Source organism: Nitrososphaerales archaeon, from assembly GCA_025058425.1.
Classification (GTDB): Archaea; Thermoproteota; Nitrososphaeria; order Nitrososphaerales; family JANXEG01; genus JANXEG01.
In genome coordinates this window covers 31,035-49,058 of sequence record JANXEG010000001.1, presented here as the reverse complement: position 1 = coordinate 49,058, position 18,024 = coordinate 31,035, and the positions used below count along the sequence as shown (strand labels likewise).

Annotated in this window: 19 protein-coding genes; 11 read left to right on the top strand and 8 right to left on the bottom strand. The window is 42.9% G+C overall.

The window, feature by feature from the left end:
• A partial coding sequence (locus NZ896_00250; GenBank protein ID MCS7115887.1) for a Glu/Leu/Phe/Val dehydrogenase occupies positions 1-1,069 on the top strand: 1,069 nt, incomplete at its 5' end.
• A gap of 100 nt (positions 1,070-1,169) precedes the next feature.
• Here the strand turns inward: NZ896_00250 and NZ896_00245 are convergent.
• Together NZ896_00245 and NZ896_00240 are read right to left on the bottom strand one after the other, a co-directional pair.
• Entirely contained in the window at positions 1,170-1,589 is a 420-nt protein-coding gene (locus tag NZ896_00245) for a ferritin-like domain-containing protein (protein ID MCS7115886.1), read from the bottom strand.
• 330 nt (positions 1,590-1,919) lie between these two features.
• A complete protein-coding gene (locus NZ896_00240; GenBank protein ID MCS7115885.1) occupies positions 1,920-2,888 on the bottom strand; it encodes an acetoin utilization protein AcuC in 969 nt (322 codons plus the stop codon).
• A gap of 157 nt (positions 2,889-3,045) precedes the next feature.
• Between NZ896_00240 and NZ896_00235 the strand changes: the two genes are divergently transcribed.
• The 3 genes from NZ896_00235 (at position 3,046) to NZ896_00225 (ending at position 5,652) form a co-directional block, all read left to right on the top strand.
• Positions 3,046-3,354, top strand: coding sequence for a translation initiation factor (locus NZ896_00235; protein MCS7115884.1), 309 nt, complete (start codon positions 3,046-3,048; stop codon positions 3,352-3,354).
• A 229-nt stretch (positions 3,355-3,583) separates the two neighbouring features.
• Positions 3,584-4,585, top strand: a complete 1,002-nt coding sequence (locus NZ896_00230) for a CPBP family intramembrane metalloprotease (GenBank protein ID MCS7115883.1) — start codon at positions 3,584-3,586, stop codon at positions 4,583-4,585.
• A gap of 128 nt (positions 4,586-4,713) precedes the next feature.
• A complete protein-coding gene (locus NZ896_00225) occupies positions 4,714-5,652 on the top strand; it encodes a transcription initiation factor IIB (protein ID MCS7115882.1) in 939 nt (312 codons plus the stop codon).
• A gap of 131 nt (positions 5,653-5,783) precedes the next feature.
• On the opposite strand, the gene NZ896_00220 is transcribed toward NZ896_00225, so the two are convergent.
• The gene (locus tag NZ896_00220; protein MCS7115881.1) at positions 5,784-6,320 is read right to left on the bottom strand and encodes a hypothetical protein; all 537 of its coding nucleotides are present in this window, start codon (positions 6,318-6,320) and stop codon (positions 5,784-5,786) included.
• Between the two features lie 115 nt (positions 6,321-6,435).
• Positions 6,436-6,666 carry an Lrp/AsnC ligand binding domain-containing protein gene (locus NZ896_00215; protein MCS7115880.1) on the bottom strand — a complete coding sequence of 77 codons (231 nt, stop codon included), beginning with the start codon at positions 6,664-6,666 and terminating at the stop codon, positions 6,436-6,438.
• 207 nt (positions 6,667-6,873) lie between these two features.
• On the opposite strand from NZ896_00215, the gene NZ896_00210 reads away from it, so the two are divergent.
• The 7 genes from NZ896_00210 (at position 6,874) to NZ896_00180 (ending at position 13,385) form a co-directional block, all read left to right on the top strand.
• Entirely contained in the window at positions 6,874-7,902 is a 1,029-nt protein-coding gene (locus NZ896_00210) for a hypothetical protein (protein ID MCS7115879.1), read from the top strand.
• Between the two features lie 26 nt (positions 7,903-7,928).
• Positions 7,929-8,438, top strand: a complete 510-nt coding sequence (locus NZ896_00205; protein ID MCS7115878.1) for an adenosine-specific kinase — start codon at positions 7,929-7,931, stop codon at positions 8,436-8,438.
• 338 nt (positions 8,439-8,776) lie between these two features.
• A complete protein-coding gene (locus tag NZ896_00200) occupies positions 8,777-9,007 on the top strand; it encodes a hypothetical protein (protein MCS7115877.1) in 231 nt (76 codons plus the stop codon).
• A 116-nt stretch (positions 9,008-9,123) separates the two neighbouring features.
• Positions 9,124-10,377: a molybdopterin molybdotransferase MoeA gene (locus NZ896_00195; protein ID MCS7115876.1), complete on the top strand. Its 1,254-nt coding sequence runs from the start codon at positions 9,124-9,126 to the stop codon at positions 10,375-10,377.
• Between the two features lie 6 nt (positions 10,378-10,383).
• Positions 10,384-12,372 (top strand): molybdopterin biosynthesis protein, encoded by a 1,989-nt coding sequence (locus NZ896_00190; GenBank protein ID MCS7115875.1) that lies wholly within the window; start codon positions 10,384-10,386, stop codon positions 12,370-12,372.
• A gap of 100 nt (positions 12,373-12,472) precedes the next feature.
• Positions 12,473-13,096 (top strand): hypothetical protein, encoded by a 624-nt coding sequence (locus NZ896_00185; protein ID MCS7115874.1) that lies wholly within the window; start codon positions 12,473-12,475, stop codon positions 13,094-13,096.
• A gap of 1 nt (position 13,097) precedes the next feature.
• On the top strand, positions 13,098-13,385 hold the full coding sequence (locus tag NZ896_00180; GenBank protein MCS7115873.1) for a hypothetical protein: 288 nt from the start codon (positions 13,098-13,100) through the stop codon (positions 13,383-13,385).
• Between the two features lie 15 nt (positions 13,386-13,400).
• On the opposite strand, the gene NZ896_00175 is transcribed toward NZ896_00180, so the two are convergent.
• The 4 genes from NZ896_00175 to aroA are packed head-to-tail and all read right to left on the bottom strand — an operon-like array spanning position 13,401 to position 18,022.
• Positions 13,401-14,264, bottom strand: coding sequence for a prephenate dehydrogenase/arogenate dehydrogenase family protein (locus tag NZ896_00175; GenBank protein MCS7115872.1), 864 nt, complete (start codon positions 14,262-14,264; stop codon positions 13,401-13,403).
• Positions 14,261-15,592 (bottom strand): aminotransferase class I/II-fold pyridoxal phosphate-dependent enzyme, encoded by a 1,332-nt coding sequence (locus NZ896_00170; protein ID MCS7115871.1) that lies wholly within the window; start codon positions 15,590-15,592, stop codon positions 14,261-14,263. The genes NZ896_00175 and NZ896_00170 overlap by 4 nt, the downstream gene beginning before the upstream one ends.
• A 43-nt stretch (positions 15,593-15,635) precedes the next feature.
• Positions 15,636-16,742: a chorismate synthase gene (aroC, locus tag NZ896_00165; protein ID MCS7115870.1), complete on the bottom strand. Its 1,107-nt coding sequence runs from the start codon at positions 16,740-16,742 to the stop codon at positions 15,636-15,638.
• Positions 16,739-18,022, bottom strand: a complete 1,284-nt coding sequence (aroA, locus tag NZ896_00160; protein MCS7115869.1) for a 3-phosphoshikimate 1-carboxyvinyltransferase — start codon at positions 18,020-18,022, stop codon at positions 16,739-16,741. The genes aroC and aroA overlap by 4 nt, the downstream gene beginning before the upstream one ends.
• Positions 18,023-18,024: the final 2 nt, after the last annotated feature.

Below are 18,024 nucleotides of genomic sequence, written 5' to 3'. Positions count from 1 at the left end.
AGTTCAACACAATAGTGCACGAGGACCATACAAGGGCGGGATAAGGTATCATCCAGATGTAACATTGGAGGAAGTTACAGCGTTAGCTATGTGGATGACTTGGAAGTGTGCCGTCGTCGATATCCCTTACGGAGGTGGTAAAGGAGGTGTCGTCTGCAACCCTAAAGAAATGTCCTTGAGTGAAAAGGAGAGGTTAACGAGAGGGTATACTGTTGCAATCTCACCTATTATAGGCCCCTATCAAGATATACCAGCACCCGATGTATATACAGATGCCCAGACGATGGCCTGGATCATGGATGAGTACAGTAAGTTAAAGGGGTATAGGGTGCCAGAGATCGTTACAGGCAAGCCTGTCAATTGTGGGGGCTCTTTGGGAAGGGAGCAGGCTACAGGTAGGGGTGTGGCTTTCTGTGTCCGTGAAGCTATAAAGGCTTTGGGCATCAGATTTAAGAATGCAACGGTCGCGATTCAAGGCTACGGGAATGTTGGGAGCTACGCTGCATTGATATTAAAAGAAATGGGTGCAAAGATCGTCGCGATCAGCGACTCTAAAGGTGGAATCTACTCAAAGAATGGCATCAACCCTCAAATCGCCCTATCACATAAACAGAAGACTGGAAGTGTAGTAGGGCTTGAGGGTTGTGAATCGATCAGTAATGAGGAGTTACTTACGCTAGAGTGTGACGTCTTAATACCTGCAGCGCTGGAAAATGTAATAACGAAGAGCAATGCATCGAATATTAAAGCGAAGATCATCGTTGAAGGTGCCAATGGACCTACGACTACTGAAGCTGATGAGATTCTTAACGCTAACAAAGTACTTGTAGTCCCAGATATCCTCGCTAACGCAGGGGGTGTAACGGTAAGTTACTTTGAGTGGGTCCAAAACCTCAGCAGAGAATCCTGGAGTGAAGAGGTTGTGAATAGCAAACTCGAAGAGAAGATCGTTAAGGCCTTCCACCATGTATATAAATGGTCACAAGAACGTAAAGAATCGATGAGAAAAGCAGCGCTCGCGGTCGCTGTAAGTAGAGTTGCAGAAGCTATGAAGACATTCGGCTTCTGATTCGATAGTTGAATAATCCCATTACTTTTTTTATGAGAAATGAGTAAAAAAAGGTGGGGTTTAATCGATATCTTAGGTTTAGTGATTTACGTACATCGATTTAAATCTCTTCTAGCAGACTCGTAAAAGTATCATGGTGTTCTTCTTCATCTTCCAGAATTTCTCTGAAGATTCTTGCAGTCGTTATATCCCCTTCTGCTAAAGCCTTCTCATGTATCTTCCTATATAGCCTTATAGCACCTTCCTCATCCTTTACATCCTGCTCTATCATTTCTCTTAAATTCTCTCCTACGAAGATCGGTGTCGGTTGTGTGGTCGGTTTACCTCCAAGATAGAAGAGCCTCTCAGCGATCTTTTCTGCATGCTTCATTTCAGTTATCGCGATCCTCTTGAGCTCATCTTTCACAGCGAATCCCTTCACACCTCTCCATTGAACATGTTGCCACATATATTGAATCGATACCTGTAATTCACGTGCTATAGCATCATTTAACATCTCTAATAACTCTTTTGATGCCATATTCACACCTTTTGATTGGGTATACTCTTTATAACTTTTTAAGGGTTTCGCTCACCTTCTAAATTGAAGATTATTACATCGATTTTAACCGTTTAAAGGAGCTTAAAGTTATTAGGTTATAAACCATACTATTTATTTACTCGATCTGTTGATCGAGTTAGTAAGTTAATCGATTGGATTAGCAATTGAACACCAACCTCTACCATTGACATTCAACATCCATATTCTATGGTTTACGATTTGATCTACACATTAAAGCCAAAGAGGTGTGAACCGTGTTACAAGATGATAAAAGGTTTTCGAGTAAAGGCTAATGTGTGATATATAACTTCATAATCGAGTCGATTCAGGTTTGAGATAAAGAGACTTAACCACTTCGATCCACGCTTCCGCAGTCTTTTCAGCACGGTACCCTCCACCACCAAAAGCGATAAGCCTACCATCACAGAGATTGTGAGATAAAAGATGAAGCTTTCTTGTAGCGTACCTATGGGCTTCGACCGTGTAGTTTAGATGGGTGAGTGGGTCTTCCTTCAATCCATCAGCACCACACTGAAATAGTATGATCTCCGGCTCAGCCTTCAAGATAAACTCATCGATAGAATCGAAAGCGGCTTTAAACTCTTCATCACCAGATCCTGGATTCAATGGTAGATTGAGTTTGGTACCGGTGGCATCTTTAGAGCCAGTCTCATGGGGAAAGCCCGTTCCAGGGTATAGATAGCGACCATCTTCATGAATATCCATGATGTAAACCGATGGATCGTCGTAAAATTCGTAGAATACACCATCACCATGGTGGGCATCTATATCTACATAGAGAATCCTCTTCAACCCATACACCTTTTTAGCCTTCACAATGGTTACAGCGACATCATTAAATACACAGAAGCCCGCCGCTCTATCTCTCCGTGCATGGTGCAAACCACCTATCGGGATGAAAGAATGATCCACTTCTTTATTCATAACGATTTCGAGGGCTTTGAGGGCAGAGCCTACTACAAAACAGGAAGCTTCGTAAATCCCCTTGAATGCTGGTGTATCACCGTAATCGAGATAGCCATGGCCAGATCGTGAAGCATCCTCTACAAATCTCACATACTCTTCTGTGTGAAAGGAGAGCAGATCATCCCTGCTAGCTTTGATCGGTTCACAGATCTTAATACCATCGATTCTTGTTAACCCTTGCTTCACCATCGACTCCCAAAACAATTCTACACGTCTACGGTTTAATGGATGGCCCTTTGGGAAAGAGTATTCGGCGAGCTTTTCGCCATAGAATACACCTACTTTACACATCCTCCTTTAACATCAACTTGTAGACTTAAAGCATTTACCGTAACGATATGAGAATAAAGATTGGGCAGTACCATTAACCATGAATAGCCATTCAATATGCTCTAGAGTAGGAGGGTTAGCAAACTATTAATATTACAATCTACTTAAGGTATGGTGGATGGCTGAAGTCTGCAAAAGGTGTGGACTACCACGTGATCTCTGTGTTTGTGAAGAGCTAGAAAAGGATGAAACGAGAATCGTCGTTAGGCTCGAGATGAGGCGTTTTGGAAAGCCTACTACCATGATCGAAGGGTTGAATCCGAAGCGGACCGATCTGTATAAGATAGCCCAAAGATTAAAGAGTAAGTTGGCATGTGGTGGTACGGCAAAGGATGGTTACATCCTACTTCAAGGCGATCATAGAGAGGCTATAAAGAATGAGTTAATACAACTCGGTTTCAACCCATCATCCATAGAGGTTCAATAAATATAACCATGAGTAAACGACGACATAGATTTAGAATGAGTTAATCCTAAAGTATTTTTTGATCGATTATATCACAAATTCATTCCCACAGCAATCCCTTTAATCTATATATAAATTCCTTTTTATTCAGCTACTTCGATAACACCAAAGTTATACTTTTATGGTGCGCATGATCTATAGATGATGGTATTTGAAGGCGAAGGGCTTCTTAGCTCTTAGGAGAAGGTAATTGTCAAAATCCTTTAACTATACAAAAGAGGAGTATGATAAGCTTCCTATACTATTGGGCACCATCTTCGTATTTAGCGCCTTATTCGTCGTAATCCTGATGCTCTTCTCATTTATCATCGGAATCTATTTAATCTTCTTTACAAGAGAAGGGAGTATATCGGGCAGAAGTTTGATCAATATATTTCATATATTTATAGCGGGTTTACCCATCCCTATATCGATCCCCATTAGAGTATATATGCTCTTTACTCTTTCTTGGATTATCTATCTTATATTCTTCATCATCGCCCTTAATAACCCTATTAACCTCATCAAAGTCGTTAAGGAGGTCTATAGAGAGGGGCCTAAAAGGATTTTAAATAACGCGATCCTCACCATCACATCGATATTCACCGTACTTGTGGTGACTACGATCATTCTCCAATACCTTCAAGAACGTTCGGGCATACCCACGGGTACCATACCTGAAAGAGACCCCATAATGATGTTCGTTTCGATTTCTACAGCCCCACTCGTTGAAGAGATAGGTTTCAGATTGAGTTTCATAGGTTTAATAGCTGCTTACTTAGCATTCATGGCCGATGGAAGGTTAAGAAGTATACTTTACGCTCTGTGGCATCCTAAAGGTTGTCTCGATAAGTTAATCGTTAAGAAGAACAAAACATCTAAAGAGGTAGGAATATTAAACGTAATGGTAATCTTAAGTGGTATAATCTTCGGATTGGCCCATATAACTTATGGTGCAGGCTGGGAGGTTGGCAAGTTGAGCCAAGCGACGTTGGCAGGGATCGCGTTAGGTTGGTTATATATAAATTATGGATTCCATGCAGCGGTACTTTTACACTGGGCCTTTAATTACTTCACTAGTGCATACTATTATCTTAATAAGGTTTTGAAGATCCTATATGTTACAGATTTGGCGAATATCTCTGTGATCATCACAGGCTTCCTTGGATATCTAATTATAGTATTTATGATATTTAAAAGATTAAGGCGATGAGAACAAATATTTACATACTTAATCTTAAGGATGTAGATAAAATATTGACAAATAGCTTGCAAGGAAAAGCTTAAATATTTTTAAGCTCTATTTAAGCTTAACGGTAAAAAACTTTAATGGTGTTTAAGATGGATTTTGATAAAGATTCTCCAACGTTATCTAAACTACAGCGTTTTATCGAACGCTGCCCTCGATGTGGTAAAGGGCCGATGGTAGTAGATACAGCTGGAGGGGAGTTGCTGTGTAGCAACTGTGGCTACGTCCTTAAAGAGAAGATCGAAGAAGTGGGGCCCGAATGGAGGGCCTTCTCAAAAGAGGAGAAGGAGGATCGTAGCCGTACGGGTATACCATCATCATTGGCGATGCACGATATGGGCTTAGCAACGGTCATTGGACCGGAGGATCGTGATGCATCGGGCAAGTCGTTATCAGCATCCATGAGAACTACCATAGAGCGCCTCCGTACATGGGATGGTCGAAGCCAGGTTCATGAGCCGATGGATAGGAATTTAAGGCAAGCATTTAGCGAGTTGGATAGGCTCGCCGATAAGCTGAATGTGAGTGAAGCCGTTATAGAAAAGTCAGCGTACATCTATCGAAAGGCTCTAGAGAAAGGGCTCGTAAGGGGTAGATCGATCTCAGCTCTGATCGCAGCATCATTATATGCTGCATGTAGAGATACCGAAACACCGAGGACTCTGAAGGATATTTCAACCGTCAGTAATGTGAAGAAGAAGGATATTGCACGTTGCTATAGGCTTTTGATCAGAGAGTTAGATTTGAAGATGCCTGTAGTAAATCCCATCAGATGTATCGCCAGGATCGCGAGTAAAGCCGGCCTCTCCGAAAAGACGAAGAGAAGGGCGTTGGAGATTCTGAAGAAAGCTATGGAATCTCGAATCTCTGCTGGAAAGGATCCGATGGGCCTCGCCGCTGCAGCTCTTTATGTAGCATGTGTTCTCGAGGGTGAGAATAAGACTCAAAAGGATGTGGCAGAAGCGGCTGGTGTAACAGAGGTAACGATCAGAAATCGTTACAAAGGGCTCAAAGCTGCATTAAAACTTTAGAATTCTAAGATCACTAGGCTAAGATCAGATTCGATCCCTACTCGTAGTGGATCATTTCCTTAATTTCTTAATTTTATGAAGATTAAACCCTAAACCTTACACCCTTTTGAGGTGTGCAAATAACTTGGTCTTTAAGGAGCGATTTCTACCCCTACTCTCCTTTTCGACTTTTGAATGAGAAATTCTTCTGAAAAGATCCCTTTAAACTCTCTTAGAAGGAGGTTTATGTAGAGCGATACTTCTTCATCGGTCATATATTGGAAGAAGTATTCGCCTGTATATGGTGAATACTCCCCTGTACGAGTAAGAAATTCGATATGCATAAGAGGGTCACCACGCTTTATTGTAATCGGTTTACGATCGTTACTAAGGTTGACGAGCTCCAGAGCCAATCTACCCACAAATCCGCTATGAACCTTCGCAGCATTCAAGAATGATAGGCCCAGCCTCCCATACTTACTCTTCGCCGTTAAGTGCGCAACATAGCCCGGTGGTGTGAATACTATCTCATAAGAGATGAGGTTTTTATGCTCAAGGTAATGAAGTGTTGTCTCCTCTTTAACCGTCAATACGTAACCATCACCATCGAGCAACTGGTAATCGAATGGGAATATGCATTTATACTTCTCAATGAGCTTTATAAGATCGCTCTTCCCTACTATACACATATTAATTTCAGCCCCTCATTCGATCGATGGCAACCACGCGTATATTTATGATTTAATATTTAAGAGGATATAAACTGAGCGCCTCGATGGCGATTGGTATGATGCAATTATGTGATTATGTAATTACGATCATGGTAAGTGTCGATCTGACTTTATCGATGCGCCTTATCCTATTGATGACCGCTTCCTTCAACTTCTCCACATTTTCTGCCTCGATCTTCACGATAATATCATACACGCCATACACAAAATAAACCTCTTTAACACCATCTATCGCCTTTAACTCTTTCATCAATTCTGCTTCTTTTCCTAATTCTGCATTTATGAGCACATACGCCATGGCCATCTATTCAATCACATGTAAAATTAGTAAAAACTCCCTTTTAAATCTTAACCGTTATTAAGATTTAAAAAGTAATAAATCGATCAGTACTCAGCACGAGAGTAAATAATTGAATATTCCAATCCGGTATATCAGAATTTTTTACATTCGCCTTACCTACAATCCTTAAACATCTTAAAGCTTTATACTTTTGATTGGTAGATATGATCGATGTGCGATGCAGAAGGAGAACCTTTAAAGAAAATCGTAGATTACATGCAGATTAATTATCCGGAAGCTTCGATAGGGCTTATAGGATGCCGTGCTGTAAAGGTAAACCATCCTATCTGTGAATACGATCTTTTGATAGTAAATGGGTATGATGGGCATAATGAGCATGAAGCGTACCAGTCGAGGATTTCATTTCAAGAGCATACTTTAGATATAATCCATATAGCGAGGGGTATCGAGTTGGATAAGATCGATCCATGGTTAGGTATGGCTTTAAAGGATATTCAGATATTCGTAGATCATGATTGGAGGCTCCATTCATTAAAGTCGAACGTTAAGGAATACGTAAGCAGATTTAAATCAAGATTCGTTAATGAATGTCTATACCGAGCTTTGATGAAGCTCGCGAGGTCACACAATAGCTTTTTACAGAATGATCTGATGAGCGCCAACTTTTGGTTAAAATCTACAGCATACGATTATGTAAAGGCCTTAATCACCCACTCCTTGGATGTGCCCAGACCGAGCCATCTTTTCGATCAAATTCGGGCCATCTCGAACCCTACTCAATCTAATATGATAGAGATCATTATAGATGTAATGGGATTGGATTTTGCAAATGAGACCTCGATAAAGAGAATGGTCGAAGCCTTCGGTAAAATGGCTGAACTTTACACCGAGTTTAATGATCATGCATACCTATCGTACGATCTACCATTACATCTTGAATATCCTTTGGTCAAAGAGCGTGTGAAATACTTGGTCAGTATTGGCAGTATAGTCCAGGCGTACTGCTACTTGAGTTATATGATAGTTAGAGGTATAGAATCACTTTATGATGCTATCTCTCGAAGTATGAAGATCAATCCTAAGTATGACGTGGTGATCTCTGAGCTTATGAATTATCCTAACTTTAAGGCAGATGTTATAAATATGCTAGAGTTGATCGTCGATCGACAAAGGATCGATGGTCAGATTAAAGGTATGAAGATGCTGATCAAAGAGTTCGAGAATAAGTTCTTCCGATGAGTAAAAATACTTAATATTCGATATTTATGAATAATTCAGGGGTTGGTAGAGCTATGGAACTCTCGGTAGTAAAGTTAGAAATCCCTGCAGGGGTGAATATCATATTGGGCCAGAGCCATTTTATAAAGACTGTCGAAGATTTATACGAAGCTTTAATAACGAGTGGTAGTGCTATAAAGTTCGGAATCGCTTTTTGTGAATCGAGTGGACCAGCTTTAATTAGGCATGATGGGAATGATAAAGAGTTAGAAGATCTGGCCGTAAATTTCGCTTTAAAACTTTCAGCTGGCCATGTCTTTGTAATCACATTAAAGAATGCCTATCCGATAAATGTGTTGGAGAGAGTAAAGAGAGTCGATGAAGTGGTAAACATCTTCTGCGCCACGGCGAATCCCGTTGAAGTGATCATCGCAGAGACCGAACAGGGTAGGGGTGTTCTTGGTGTGATCGATGGTGTAAAGAGTAAAGGGGTGGAGACGGAGGAGGATAAAGCGAAGAGACGGGAATTCTTGAGAAAGATCGGTTACAAATTTTAAAGATGGTATCTAACGATAAAGATGTAAATATGTAAAGATTGCAGTTCATAAATCAAAAAATTATTTCGGCCTCGTATAGGAGTGAATATTAATGAGTGAAGGATCGAATGTGGATCTTTTGATAGATACTAGAAATACCTTCTGCTAAAGTTTTAACATTGGTATATAGCCAAAACCAGACTCTTTAATATCACTATGAATGAATCTTTGTTCTCTTATAAGGTTCAAGACATGTCATGATGTTGCTGGAAGTTAATATCATATCGTGAATCCTTCTCGTGGTAATTTAGAGCGGCTCGGAAAACCTAAAATAAATCTTTTCTTACCATTACTCTAGGATGTCTAACGGACTACAACTACTTTCGATATCGGGCATAATCCTGATCCTGATAGGGATTGTGCTATTCTTGATACCATTCGTAATCCGTGCCATCCCATCTTTAGAAATTCTGCAACGCATTCCTCCCATCATCCTTTATATCTATCGCAGTGATGGTTTCTTCTTCGCCACGTCACCGATCCTGATCATCTTGGGATTGATCTATCTGATCTGGAACCTCTTAAGGTGAGTGGATATAAATGTGTGAATGGGGATTATAGGGTATTTTAAAGAATAAATATAGATCTGTGGAGGTTCTCACAAGGGTTTACATATTAATAAGTCTTAGAATTATGGTGATTAAGGTTGAAGGAGTTTAAAGAGACTTTAAGTGTCGAAGAAGCGACTCGACTCTTGTACAAAAATATTCGAATGAAGGAGTTAGAGGTGGAAGAGGTGTATCTTAAGGATGGCTTGAATAGGATCCTGGGCAAGGATGTGATCGCACCTGTAAATCTGCCACCCTTCGATAAATCTGCCGTAGATGGCTATGCTGTAATAGCGGAGGATACGTTCGGCGCTTCCCAGACGAATCCGTGCATTCTTACCGTGATAGGATCGGTAAGAATAGGTGAAGTTCCAGACTTAAAGGTCGGGAGGTTGGAGGCTGTAGAAGTATCCACGGGCTCGATAATCCCTCACGGTGCGGACGCCGTAGTCATGGTGGAGAATACGAAGAGGATCGATGAGGGGAGAATCGAGGTATATTTATCCGTGGCTCCGGGTGAGAATGTGTCGAGGATGGGTGAAGATATTAAAAAGGGCGATACCGTATTGAGAAAGGGTACAAGGCTTAAACCACAACATCTGGGCGTTCTGGCGAGCCTCGGCTTCGTAAAGGTGAGTGTCTTTCGAATGCCGAAGGTAGCAGTTCTATCTACAGGGGATGAATTGGCAGAGCTCGGCACATCCGTTGCTACAGGTAAGACGATAGATGTGAATAGGTTGATAATATCATCGATGGTTGAGGAGTTGGGTGGTAAGGCCATCGATCTAGGTATCGCTCCAGACGATATAGATGCTATCGTATCGAAGCTGAGGATGGGCTTAAAAGAAGCAGATATCATCGTAGTCAGTGGAGGCACCTCGGTGGGAAAGTCAGATCTGGTACCCGAGGCTGTGAACCGCCTTGGTAAGCCAGGGGTTATAGCACATGGTATATCGATTCGGCCTGGGATGCCCACTGGTATAGGGGTTGTAGATGAAAGACCGATAGTGATGCTCTCCGGATACCCTATAGCTGCCATCGTGGGCTTCAACCTATTCGTCAAACCGCTCCTATTACGCCTCCTCTCTACACAGGAAGAACCAAAACCCACCATTAGGGGTAAAGTTATGCGTCGAATACCACACCCAACGGGCTTAAGGACGTTCGTCCGTGTCCTTGTAAAGAAGATGGGTGATGAATACTTCGTTGAACCGTTGAGGGCGAGTGGCTCCGGTATACTTACCAGTATGACGAGGGCGAATGGTATCCTCGTCATACCAGAGAATGTAGAGGGTTATGAAGTTGGAGATCTTGTGGAGGTTACTCTGATAGGGCCTGTAATGGAGGGGTAGAGTGAGATGGAGAAGAGGAAAATATTCAAGACCCTCATGAATATCGAAGAAGCAAAGGGTAAGCTCCTTCAATACTATACACCAAAGCCTCTGGGTGTTGAGAGTATCGGTCTTGAGTATGCTCATGGTAGAGTCTTGGCTGAGGATGTATTTTCATCGATCGATGTGCCGAACTTCGATAGAGCGGGTATGGATGGATTCGCGGTGAGGGCTGAGGATACATTCGGTGCTGATGAAGAGAGGCCCGTTGAGCTGAATATCGTGGGTAGGGTCGATACTGGTGATAGGCCGACGATGGTGGTGAATAGGGGTGAGGCTGTTGAGGTCGGGACTGGTGCCGCTATACCCAAAGGTGCGGATGCTGTAGTTATGGTAGAGTATACGGAGCAGATCGGTTCAAAGGTACGTATCTTTAAGGCTGTCACACCGAATGAGAATATAATCGCGGCAGGTTCGGATATCATGGTTGGCGAGCTCGTACTGAGAAGGGGACAATTGATCACGTCACGAGAGATCGGGGTCTTGGCCGCCCTAGGGTTGAAGAGTGTTAAGGTCTATCGAAGGCCCAAGGTATCGATTCTATCTACAGGTAACGAGCTAACACCCTTGGGCGAACCTCTCGAGTATGGGAAGATCTACGATATCAATACCTATTCTATAGCTGGAGCGGTGGTCGAGTGTGGGGGTGAACCGGTCTTGATAGGTGTCGCGAAGGATGAGTGGGCAGATATCGAGCTCAAATTGAGGGAGGCTTTGAAGAGTGGCGATTGTGTGATCACATCAGGTGGTACATCAGCCGGTCTTGGTGATCTGCTCTACAGGGTGATCGATTCGATAGGCAAGCCGGGTGTGATCGTACATGGTTTATCGGTAAAGCCCGGTAAACCGACGATCATCGGTGTAATCGATGGGAAACCGATCTTCGGTCTACCTGGTTATCCTACATCCGCGATGATCATCTTCCGATTGATCGTCCAACCGATAATTACTACATTATCGGGCCTCGGTGAGGGCTCCATCGAAGTGACCCTTGAAGCGAGGGTTGCCCAAAAGATCTTCTCGACCAAGGGTAGGAGGGAGTACCTGCCAGTCCATATAGTGAAGGGAGAAATGGGTGATTATTATGCATACCCCGTTCTCGGTGGGTCTGGAGCGATCACTACATTCGCATTGGCCGATGGATTCATCGAAATCCCTGAAGAGCGGGCGATTATAGATGAGGATGAGAGGGTCACCGTCAATTTGATTACACCGAGGTTAAAGTTGGCTGACCTGGTGATTATAGGGAGCCATTGTGTAGGTGTCGATATCCTCCTTAGCTGTTTAAGGATGGTGCGACCGGGCTTTACGGCAAAGGTGATCAATGTAGGCTCTTGGGGAGGTTTACATGCAGTAAAGCGTGGTGAAGCCGACCTTGCCGGTATACATTTGATCGATGAATCTTCTGGCGAATACAATCTACCCTTTATTAGAACCCCTGATCTATTAAACAAAGTGGTGTTGATTAGAGGTTATAGGAGAGAGCAGGGGCTCATTACAGCCCAAGGGAATCCGAAGAAGATCAGTGGTATAGGTGATCTGTTACGTGAAGATGTAACATTCATCAATCGAAATCCAGGATCTGGTACTCGTATACTGATAGATCGTTACCTTAAGATGTATAGTGAAGAGCATGGAATGAGCTTTGAGGAAGTCAAATCCAAGATATCTGGTTATAATACGATAGCAAAATCCCATTCGGCTGTAGCGGCAAGTATCGCGTATGGTAAAGCCGATGTAGGTGTGGGGATAAGGGCCGTCGCTGAATATTATAAACTACATTTTATACCACTGGTGGATGAAAGGTACGACTTTGTAACACTTAAGAGGAAGTTGCAGAAAGAATCTGTAAAGAGCTTTATCGATATGCTTTCATCAAGTATCTTTAAAGAGGAGTTGATGAAGAGGGCGCCCGGTCTGATCGTAGACTCTGAAACAGGTTCGATAATCGAATGATAAATAATGATAAATAAGATTGAAAGATTGGCAAAGTTGTCATCAATATATTTCTGCAGAATGATTTAATAATATGAATATCATCTTATTATCTTGATCGATGGGCTGGATAGGTCTAATCCCGCTTGAGAGTATTCTTCAGGTAGTGGGTGCATACATAGGTTATTCGGTAGCTAGGATTGCACATCGAGGCTATATAACTACACACAGCCCGACCCTATTAAGGCTCACCTTAGCCTTCACATTTCTCAGCGTAGGATTCGTAATCTCGAGCATATCGGGCTTAGTCGGTATAATACCTCACATCGTACCTTTGGCTGGTATCTTAATCACTATAGCTGCTGCACTTGAGATGGTGGGCTATTTCTTCTTAGCATTCTCCCACATCGTAGATGTAAGGATGATGTATAGAGTAGGATTGCCTTCTATTACTATGCCCGTCATTGTGGTGACGGCTGCGATAAAATCACTCTCACTATACTTCCTCTTCTATACGATCGCGGAGACTATCATATCATACAGGATGGTTAAGAAGCGTATAACGCTGATTATAGCGATAGGTTTGGCGTTGATCGCGTGTGGCGAATTGATACGTTGGATCAGCCTCCTCTACCCCGAATTGACCATCGTACTCCTCATATCGATACTTATGAAGGTGGGTGGATTATCCACATTCTACACACCCGTTGTAAAATTCTCATTAAAGAAGGGAGGAGGCTTATAGATTGGTCACTTACCGAACCCAGATAAAGATCATAGCAGATATCCTCACAACGGCTAGAGATTATGATAACAATAATGAAGGGGTTGGGGTAACTATCCTTTTGAGAAAAGCGAACCTATCCTATTCAAGGTTGATGAAGATACTGAAAGAGCTTGTAAAATCGGGCCTGATGGAGGAGGTTATAGGGGATAAAACGAGTAGGTATAGAATCAGTGATCGTGGGCGTGAATTTCTTGAAGTTTACTCACGTTTTGAAGAGTTCGCGCAATCCTTTGGATTGAGGCTTTAATACCAAATGTGTGATTTAATTCAAAAGGTCTAAGATTCGATAGATATCTTGATAAGATTGGCTATAACGCTCATCACTCATCAACTTCGCTTTTACTTCTCCTATCAAACTCTTGAATTTTGAGGTATCGTTCGAATAGAGCATTTGATAGATACTCTTCGCATTCTCTATAAATTTGCTTATACAATCTAGTGCGAATTTATTCTCCTTCATGAGTGATAAAATCAGATCGGGATCTTCACTCGTTATGGCTTCCATCAGTGTCAATTGGATTTTAAAGTTTGTGCCAGACATCCTTCGAAGTGTGGATGGGTTTTTATCCATAATCGTTGATGAGAATACTATATTGGTAAAGTAAGTGAGGGAGAGTATGATCGCCATAAGGTAATCGTGCTCTTCAGCTTCTAACTTCACCATCTTTACCGTAGGGAAGATCCTTTGAAACGTGGCGATTTCATTCGCTTCATCAAGGATGGGGATGAGTGCCATCACCTTCCCTCGTAGGTCTTTAGCCCCCGGCCCAAATAGTGGGTGTATCGATAGAGTCGTTACCCCTAAATCGGCGATCCTCTTCAAAACCTCTACTACGCCACACTTGAATGAGGCGATTTCCATCACTACCATACCTTTCTTTAAGAATCTTGAAGTCTCTTGTAGAACTTTCGGTGTGGTTTCGATCGGTACAGAGACACAGATCACATCGATATCCTTTAAAGCCTCATCCAGACTCCTCGCAAAATTTACAGAAAATCTATCTGCAACCTTCTTAACTTCAAGAGTCTTTACGTCGTAAAGTATGAGTGAATGCCCTTCTTTAACAAAGTACTCTGTAAATAACAGGCCCATCTTACCCGCCGCACCGATTACAGCAACCTTCAAGAGATTAACTCACCCATCCTTTCAATACCCTCTAGAATGATATTCTCCGGTTGGCATAGGGATATTCTTATGTGGTCACGGTAATTGCCAAATGCTACCCCTGGCATTACCGCTACGCCCTTCTTTTCCAATAGATCGTTCGTGAACCTTTCACCATCAAAATCGTTAATCCTAGCCTTGGCGAAGATGAATATGCCTCCATCGGGCCTTCTGAAATCGAAGGGTAATCTGAGCAGCGCCTTAACGGCAGCATCTCTCCTTCTCAAAATAATCTCAAGATCCTTCATAGTATAAGGTTTAAGATCGATCATCTTGAGGGCGATACGTTGGATGAATTCTGGCATATATGCTAGTATAGAATCTTGCAACGTGATCATTCTTTCGATCGTCTTCTGATCGGATATCACATAACATAATTCAAGGCCCATCAGATCGATTGGAAACGATTTTACCACCATCGATTTACAATTTGAAAACTGTAAAATACTCTGAAAATCTGTAAACGTATAATGTGAGTAAGATTCATCACTTAGAATAGGTAGATCGTTATCATGGGCTAAATCGACGATAGCTTTCAATGTATTTGAGTCGATGACCTTTCCAGTAGGGTTATTCGGATTATGGATGAGGATCATGGAAGTAGAATCGTTGATAGCTTCATTAAGATGATCGAGGTTGGGAGACCAACCATCCTTAAGGTATGTAGGAATTTTGATAACTCTTACACCCATAACTTCACTCCATGGTTGATAAGCCAAGTAAGATGGTTGGAATAAAATTATTTCATCACCGATCGTAACGTGCGAATAGGTAGCGAGGAAGATCGTGTATCTACGATTTAATGTGACGATTACATTTCTTGCCGATATATCCACTTTGAAAGATTCATTTATGTAATGGGCGATCGCTTCTCTTAACTCGTATAACCCACCAGCCTCCGTGTAGCTCGAATGGAATGACTTTAAAGCATTACATAAATCCTCTATCGATTGTGGAGTTAAAAGATTCGGACCCTCCAACTCAAGGTGTATAACCTTCATTCCTTGAGATTCCAAATACTTTGCCCTCTGAAAGGTATCGATACGTCGTGGTAGATCTTGTGTCTGCATACGTACAGATTCCTTTATCAAGAGGCTGAGGAGGTGTGAGCCGAACCGTCGATCTATACCAAGGCGTTCACACTCATCGAGGACCAAACCCCTTAACCTTGCCTCGACAGATCTATCCTCGATATCGAGCCCCTTCTCAAGCTTAATATTACCGATCGACCTTGCGATGGATAGCCTCTTCGATACTAGATCGAATATTTGTAGGGTGACCCTTGCCATTTCCTCCCTTAGAGAGCTCAATCCTTGGTTCATATACTAAACACTAAGATCTACGGGGGAGTACGTTGGGTATGAATCCAGACCTCAAAGCCTGATCTGCCAAGACTATGCCCGTTATACCCTCAACGACCGGAACGGCCCTTGGCACTATACAAGGATCGTGCCTTCCAGATATTGTAATCTCCACCTCTTCCATCCTCTCTAAATCTACCGTCCTTTGTGGTTTAGATATCGATGGGGTCGGCTTGAATGCGACTCTAAAGACGATCGGCATACCATTGCTCATACCACCTAAAACTCCTCCCGCATTGTTCGTGATTGCAACGATCCTTCCATCGACTATCCTATAGGGATCGTTATTCTCTGAACCCAACCTTCTCGCAGCATCGAAACCGATACCGAACTCCACACCCTTTACACCCGGTATGGAGAATAGAGCTTTACTGAGTTCTGAATCTAAGGATGAAAAGATGGGTTCACCGAGGCCGATGGGCACATTATTTACTACACATTCAATAATCCCTCCTACACTATCGTTGGCCCTTTGAGCCTCCAGTATCCTATCCTTCATCCGTGAAGCTACCGTTAGATCCGGGCACCTCACTTCATTCGAGTATCTTAATCTGCGCGCTTCATCAAAATCGATCCTACCCGCTTTTATACCACCGATCTCTATCGTATAGGCTACTATCTCTAAACCCAGAGTATAGTTGAGTAGCTTTTTGGCCACAGCGCCAGCCATCACAAAGCTTGCAGTAACTCTACCCGAAAATCTACCACCACCTCGGTAATCGTTGAACCCACCGTACTTCACGTAGGCTGGAAGGTCCTCACGCCCAGGCCTCGGGGTCTTTGCGATAATGTCGTAAGGCTTTGAATCCACATCCCTATTCCAGACGATCATGCAGATCGGTGCACCCGTCGTGAATCCATTGAATACACCCGAAAGTATCTCCACCTTATCCTCTTCTCTACGAGCTGTTGTAATCGAGGATAGGCCGGGCTTTCTTAAATCCAATTCCTCCTGTACATCATTTTCACTCAAAGGTAGCCCAGCTGGGCACCCATCGATCACTACACCTATACACTTACCATGGCTTTCACCAAAAGTGACGATTACAAAACGCTCTCCCAGAATATTACCCGTCAATCGTTAATGACCTCTAACCTACCATTTAATGACGTTATATCTTTAATAAAATTTGGGTAGGAAACACTTACAGTCTCGGCACCATCCACTATACAACCATTCTGTGAAGTTAAACCGGCGATGCAGAATGCCATAAATAACCTATGGTCTCCATGCGCATCGAGAATCGCAAACTTCAAATCTCTACTCTCTTCTATTATCAATCCATCGGGAAGCTCCTTCACATTCACACCCAACTTCGTGAGCTCTAAGGCGAGGTTGGCGATGCGATCACTCTCTTTGAACCTCGCATGTGCTACACTATGCACTCTCACACCACCTTTTGCCTTCAATCCAAGGATCGCGACTACTGGCAGAAGGTCGGGTGAATCGGAGAGGTCGAATTCTCCACCTATAAGCTCCCCTCCTTCGATGACCACATAGCCACGTTGCTCATCAGCATCGATATTTGCACCCATACGCTTGAGAATATCGATGATCTTCATATCTGCCTGTGGTAGTGAAAAATCGAGGCCCTCTACGACCACTCTACCACCAGAGAGAGCACCTGCAGCAAGTATAAATGAGATGGAGCTAAAGTCACCCGGGACTCTAAAGTCGTATGGAGCGTATTCTTGATTTGGTGGGATGCGATAACTATCACCCTCTTCGATGACTCTACCACCGTAACGCCTGATCATCTCCAATGTCGCTTTAACGTAAGGTTGTGAAACGCGCTTACCTGTGACCCTGATAAATGTCTCTTTCTTCGCTTTCGGCGATGATATAAGAAGGGCCGAAATGAATTGGGATGATACATCACCCCTAACCTCCGCATAACCACCCTGCATACCACCACCCTTCACTATGATAGGTGGCAGGCCGTTCAACCTTGAAGACCAGCACTCCACACCCAGTTGATTCAACGCATCGAGAAGTGGCTGCATCGGGCGCCTTCGAATGCTGGCATCACCCGTAATCACCGTATATCCACTCGATGTTAATGAAGAAACGGCTGTAATGATCCTCAAAGTAGTGCCCGAATTCTCTACATTGATGATATCGTCTGGTGGATTAAGGATAGATCTACCCTTTACCACCACTCTTTCTCCTTCTTCGAAGATCTCTGCACCGAGGCTTTTACATGCATTGATGGTGGCGCAGGTATCTTGAGAGTAGAGCGGGTTGGTGATTACGGATCTGCCATCTGAAAGCATCGAGAGGATCAGAGCCCTATGTGTATAGCTCTTGCTCGGTGGTGCTATTATAGTCCCTGAAAGCTCAGATCGAAAGACTCGCACTC

Coding starts and splice junctions, on each gene's coding strand:
- NZ896_00225 (MCS7115882.1), top strand. CDS start 4,714: ATGGATTTTGATAAAGATTCTCCAACGTTATCTAAACTACAGCGTTTT.
- NZ896_00215 (MCS7115880.1), bottom strand. CDS start 6,666: ATGGCCATGGCGTATGTGCTCATAAATGCAGAATTAGGAAAAGAAGCA.
- NZ896_00170 (MCS7115871.1), bottom strand. CDS start 15,592: ATGGCAAGGGTCACCCTACAAATATTCGATCTAGTATCGAAGAGGCTA.
- NZ896_00205 (MCS7115878.1), top strand. CDS start 7,929: ATGAATAATTCAGGGGTTGGTAGAGCTATGGAACTCTCGGTAGTAAAG.
- NZ896_00190 (MCS7115875.1), top strand. CDS start 10,384: ATGGAGAAGAGGAAAATATTCAAGACCCTCATGAATATCGAAGAAGCA.
- NZ896_00220 (MCS7115881.1), bottom strand. CDS start 6,320: ATGTGTATAGTAGGGAAGAGCGATCTTATAAAGCTCATTGAGAAGTAT.
- NZ896_00200 (MCS7115877.1), top strand. CDS start 8,777: ATGTCTAACGGACTACAACTACTTTCGATATCGGGCATAATCCTGATC.
- NZ896_00245 (MCS7115886.1), bottom strand. CDS start 1,589: ATGGCATCAAAAGAGTTATTAGAGATGTTAAATGATGCTATAGCACGT.
- NZ896_00185 (MCS7115874.1), top strand. CDS start 12,473: ATGGGCTGGATAGGTCTAATCCCGCTTGAGAGTATTCTTCAGGTAGTG.
- NZ896_00210 (MCS7115879.1), top strand. CDS start 6,874: ATGTGCGATGCAGAAGGAGAACCTTTAAAGAAAATCGTAGATTACATG.
- NZ896_00240 (MCS7115885.1), bottom strand. CDS start 2,888: ATGTGTAAAGTAGGTGTATTCTATGGCGAAAAGCTCGCCGAATACTCT.
- NZ896_00235 (MCS7115884.1), top strand. CDS start 3,046: ATGGCTGAAGTCTGCAAAAGGTGTGGACTACCACGTGATCTCTGTGTT.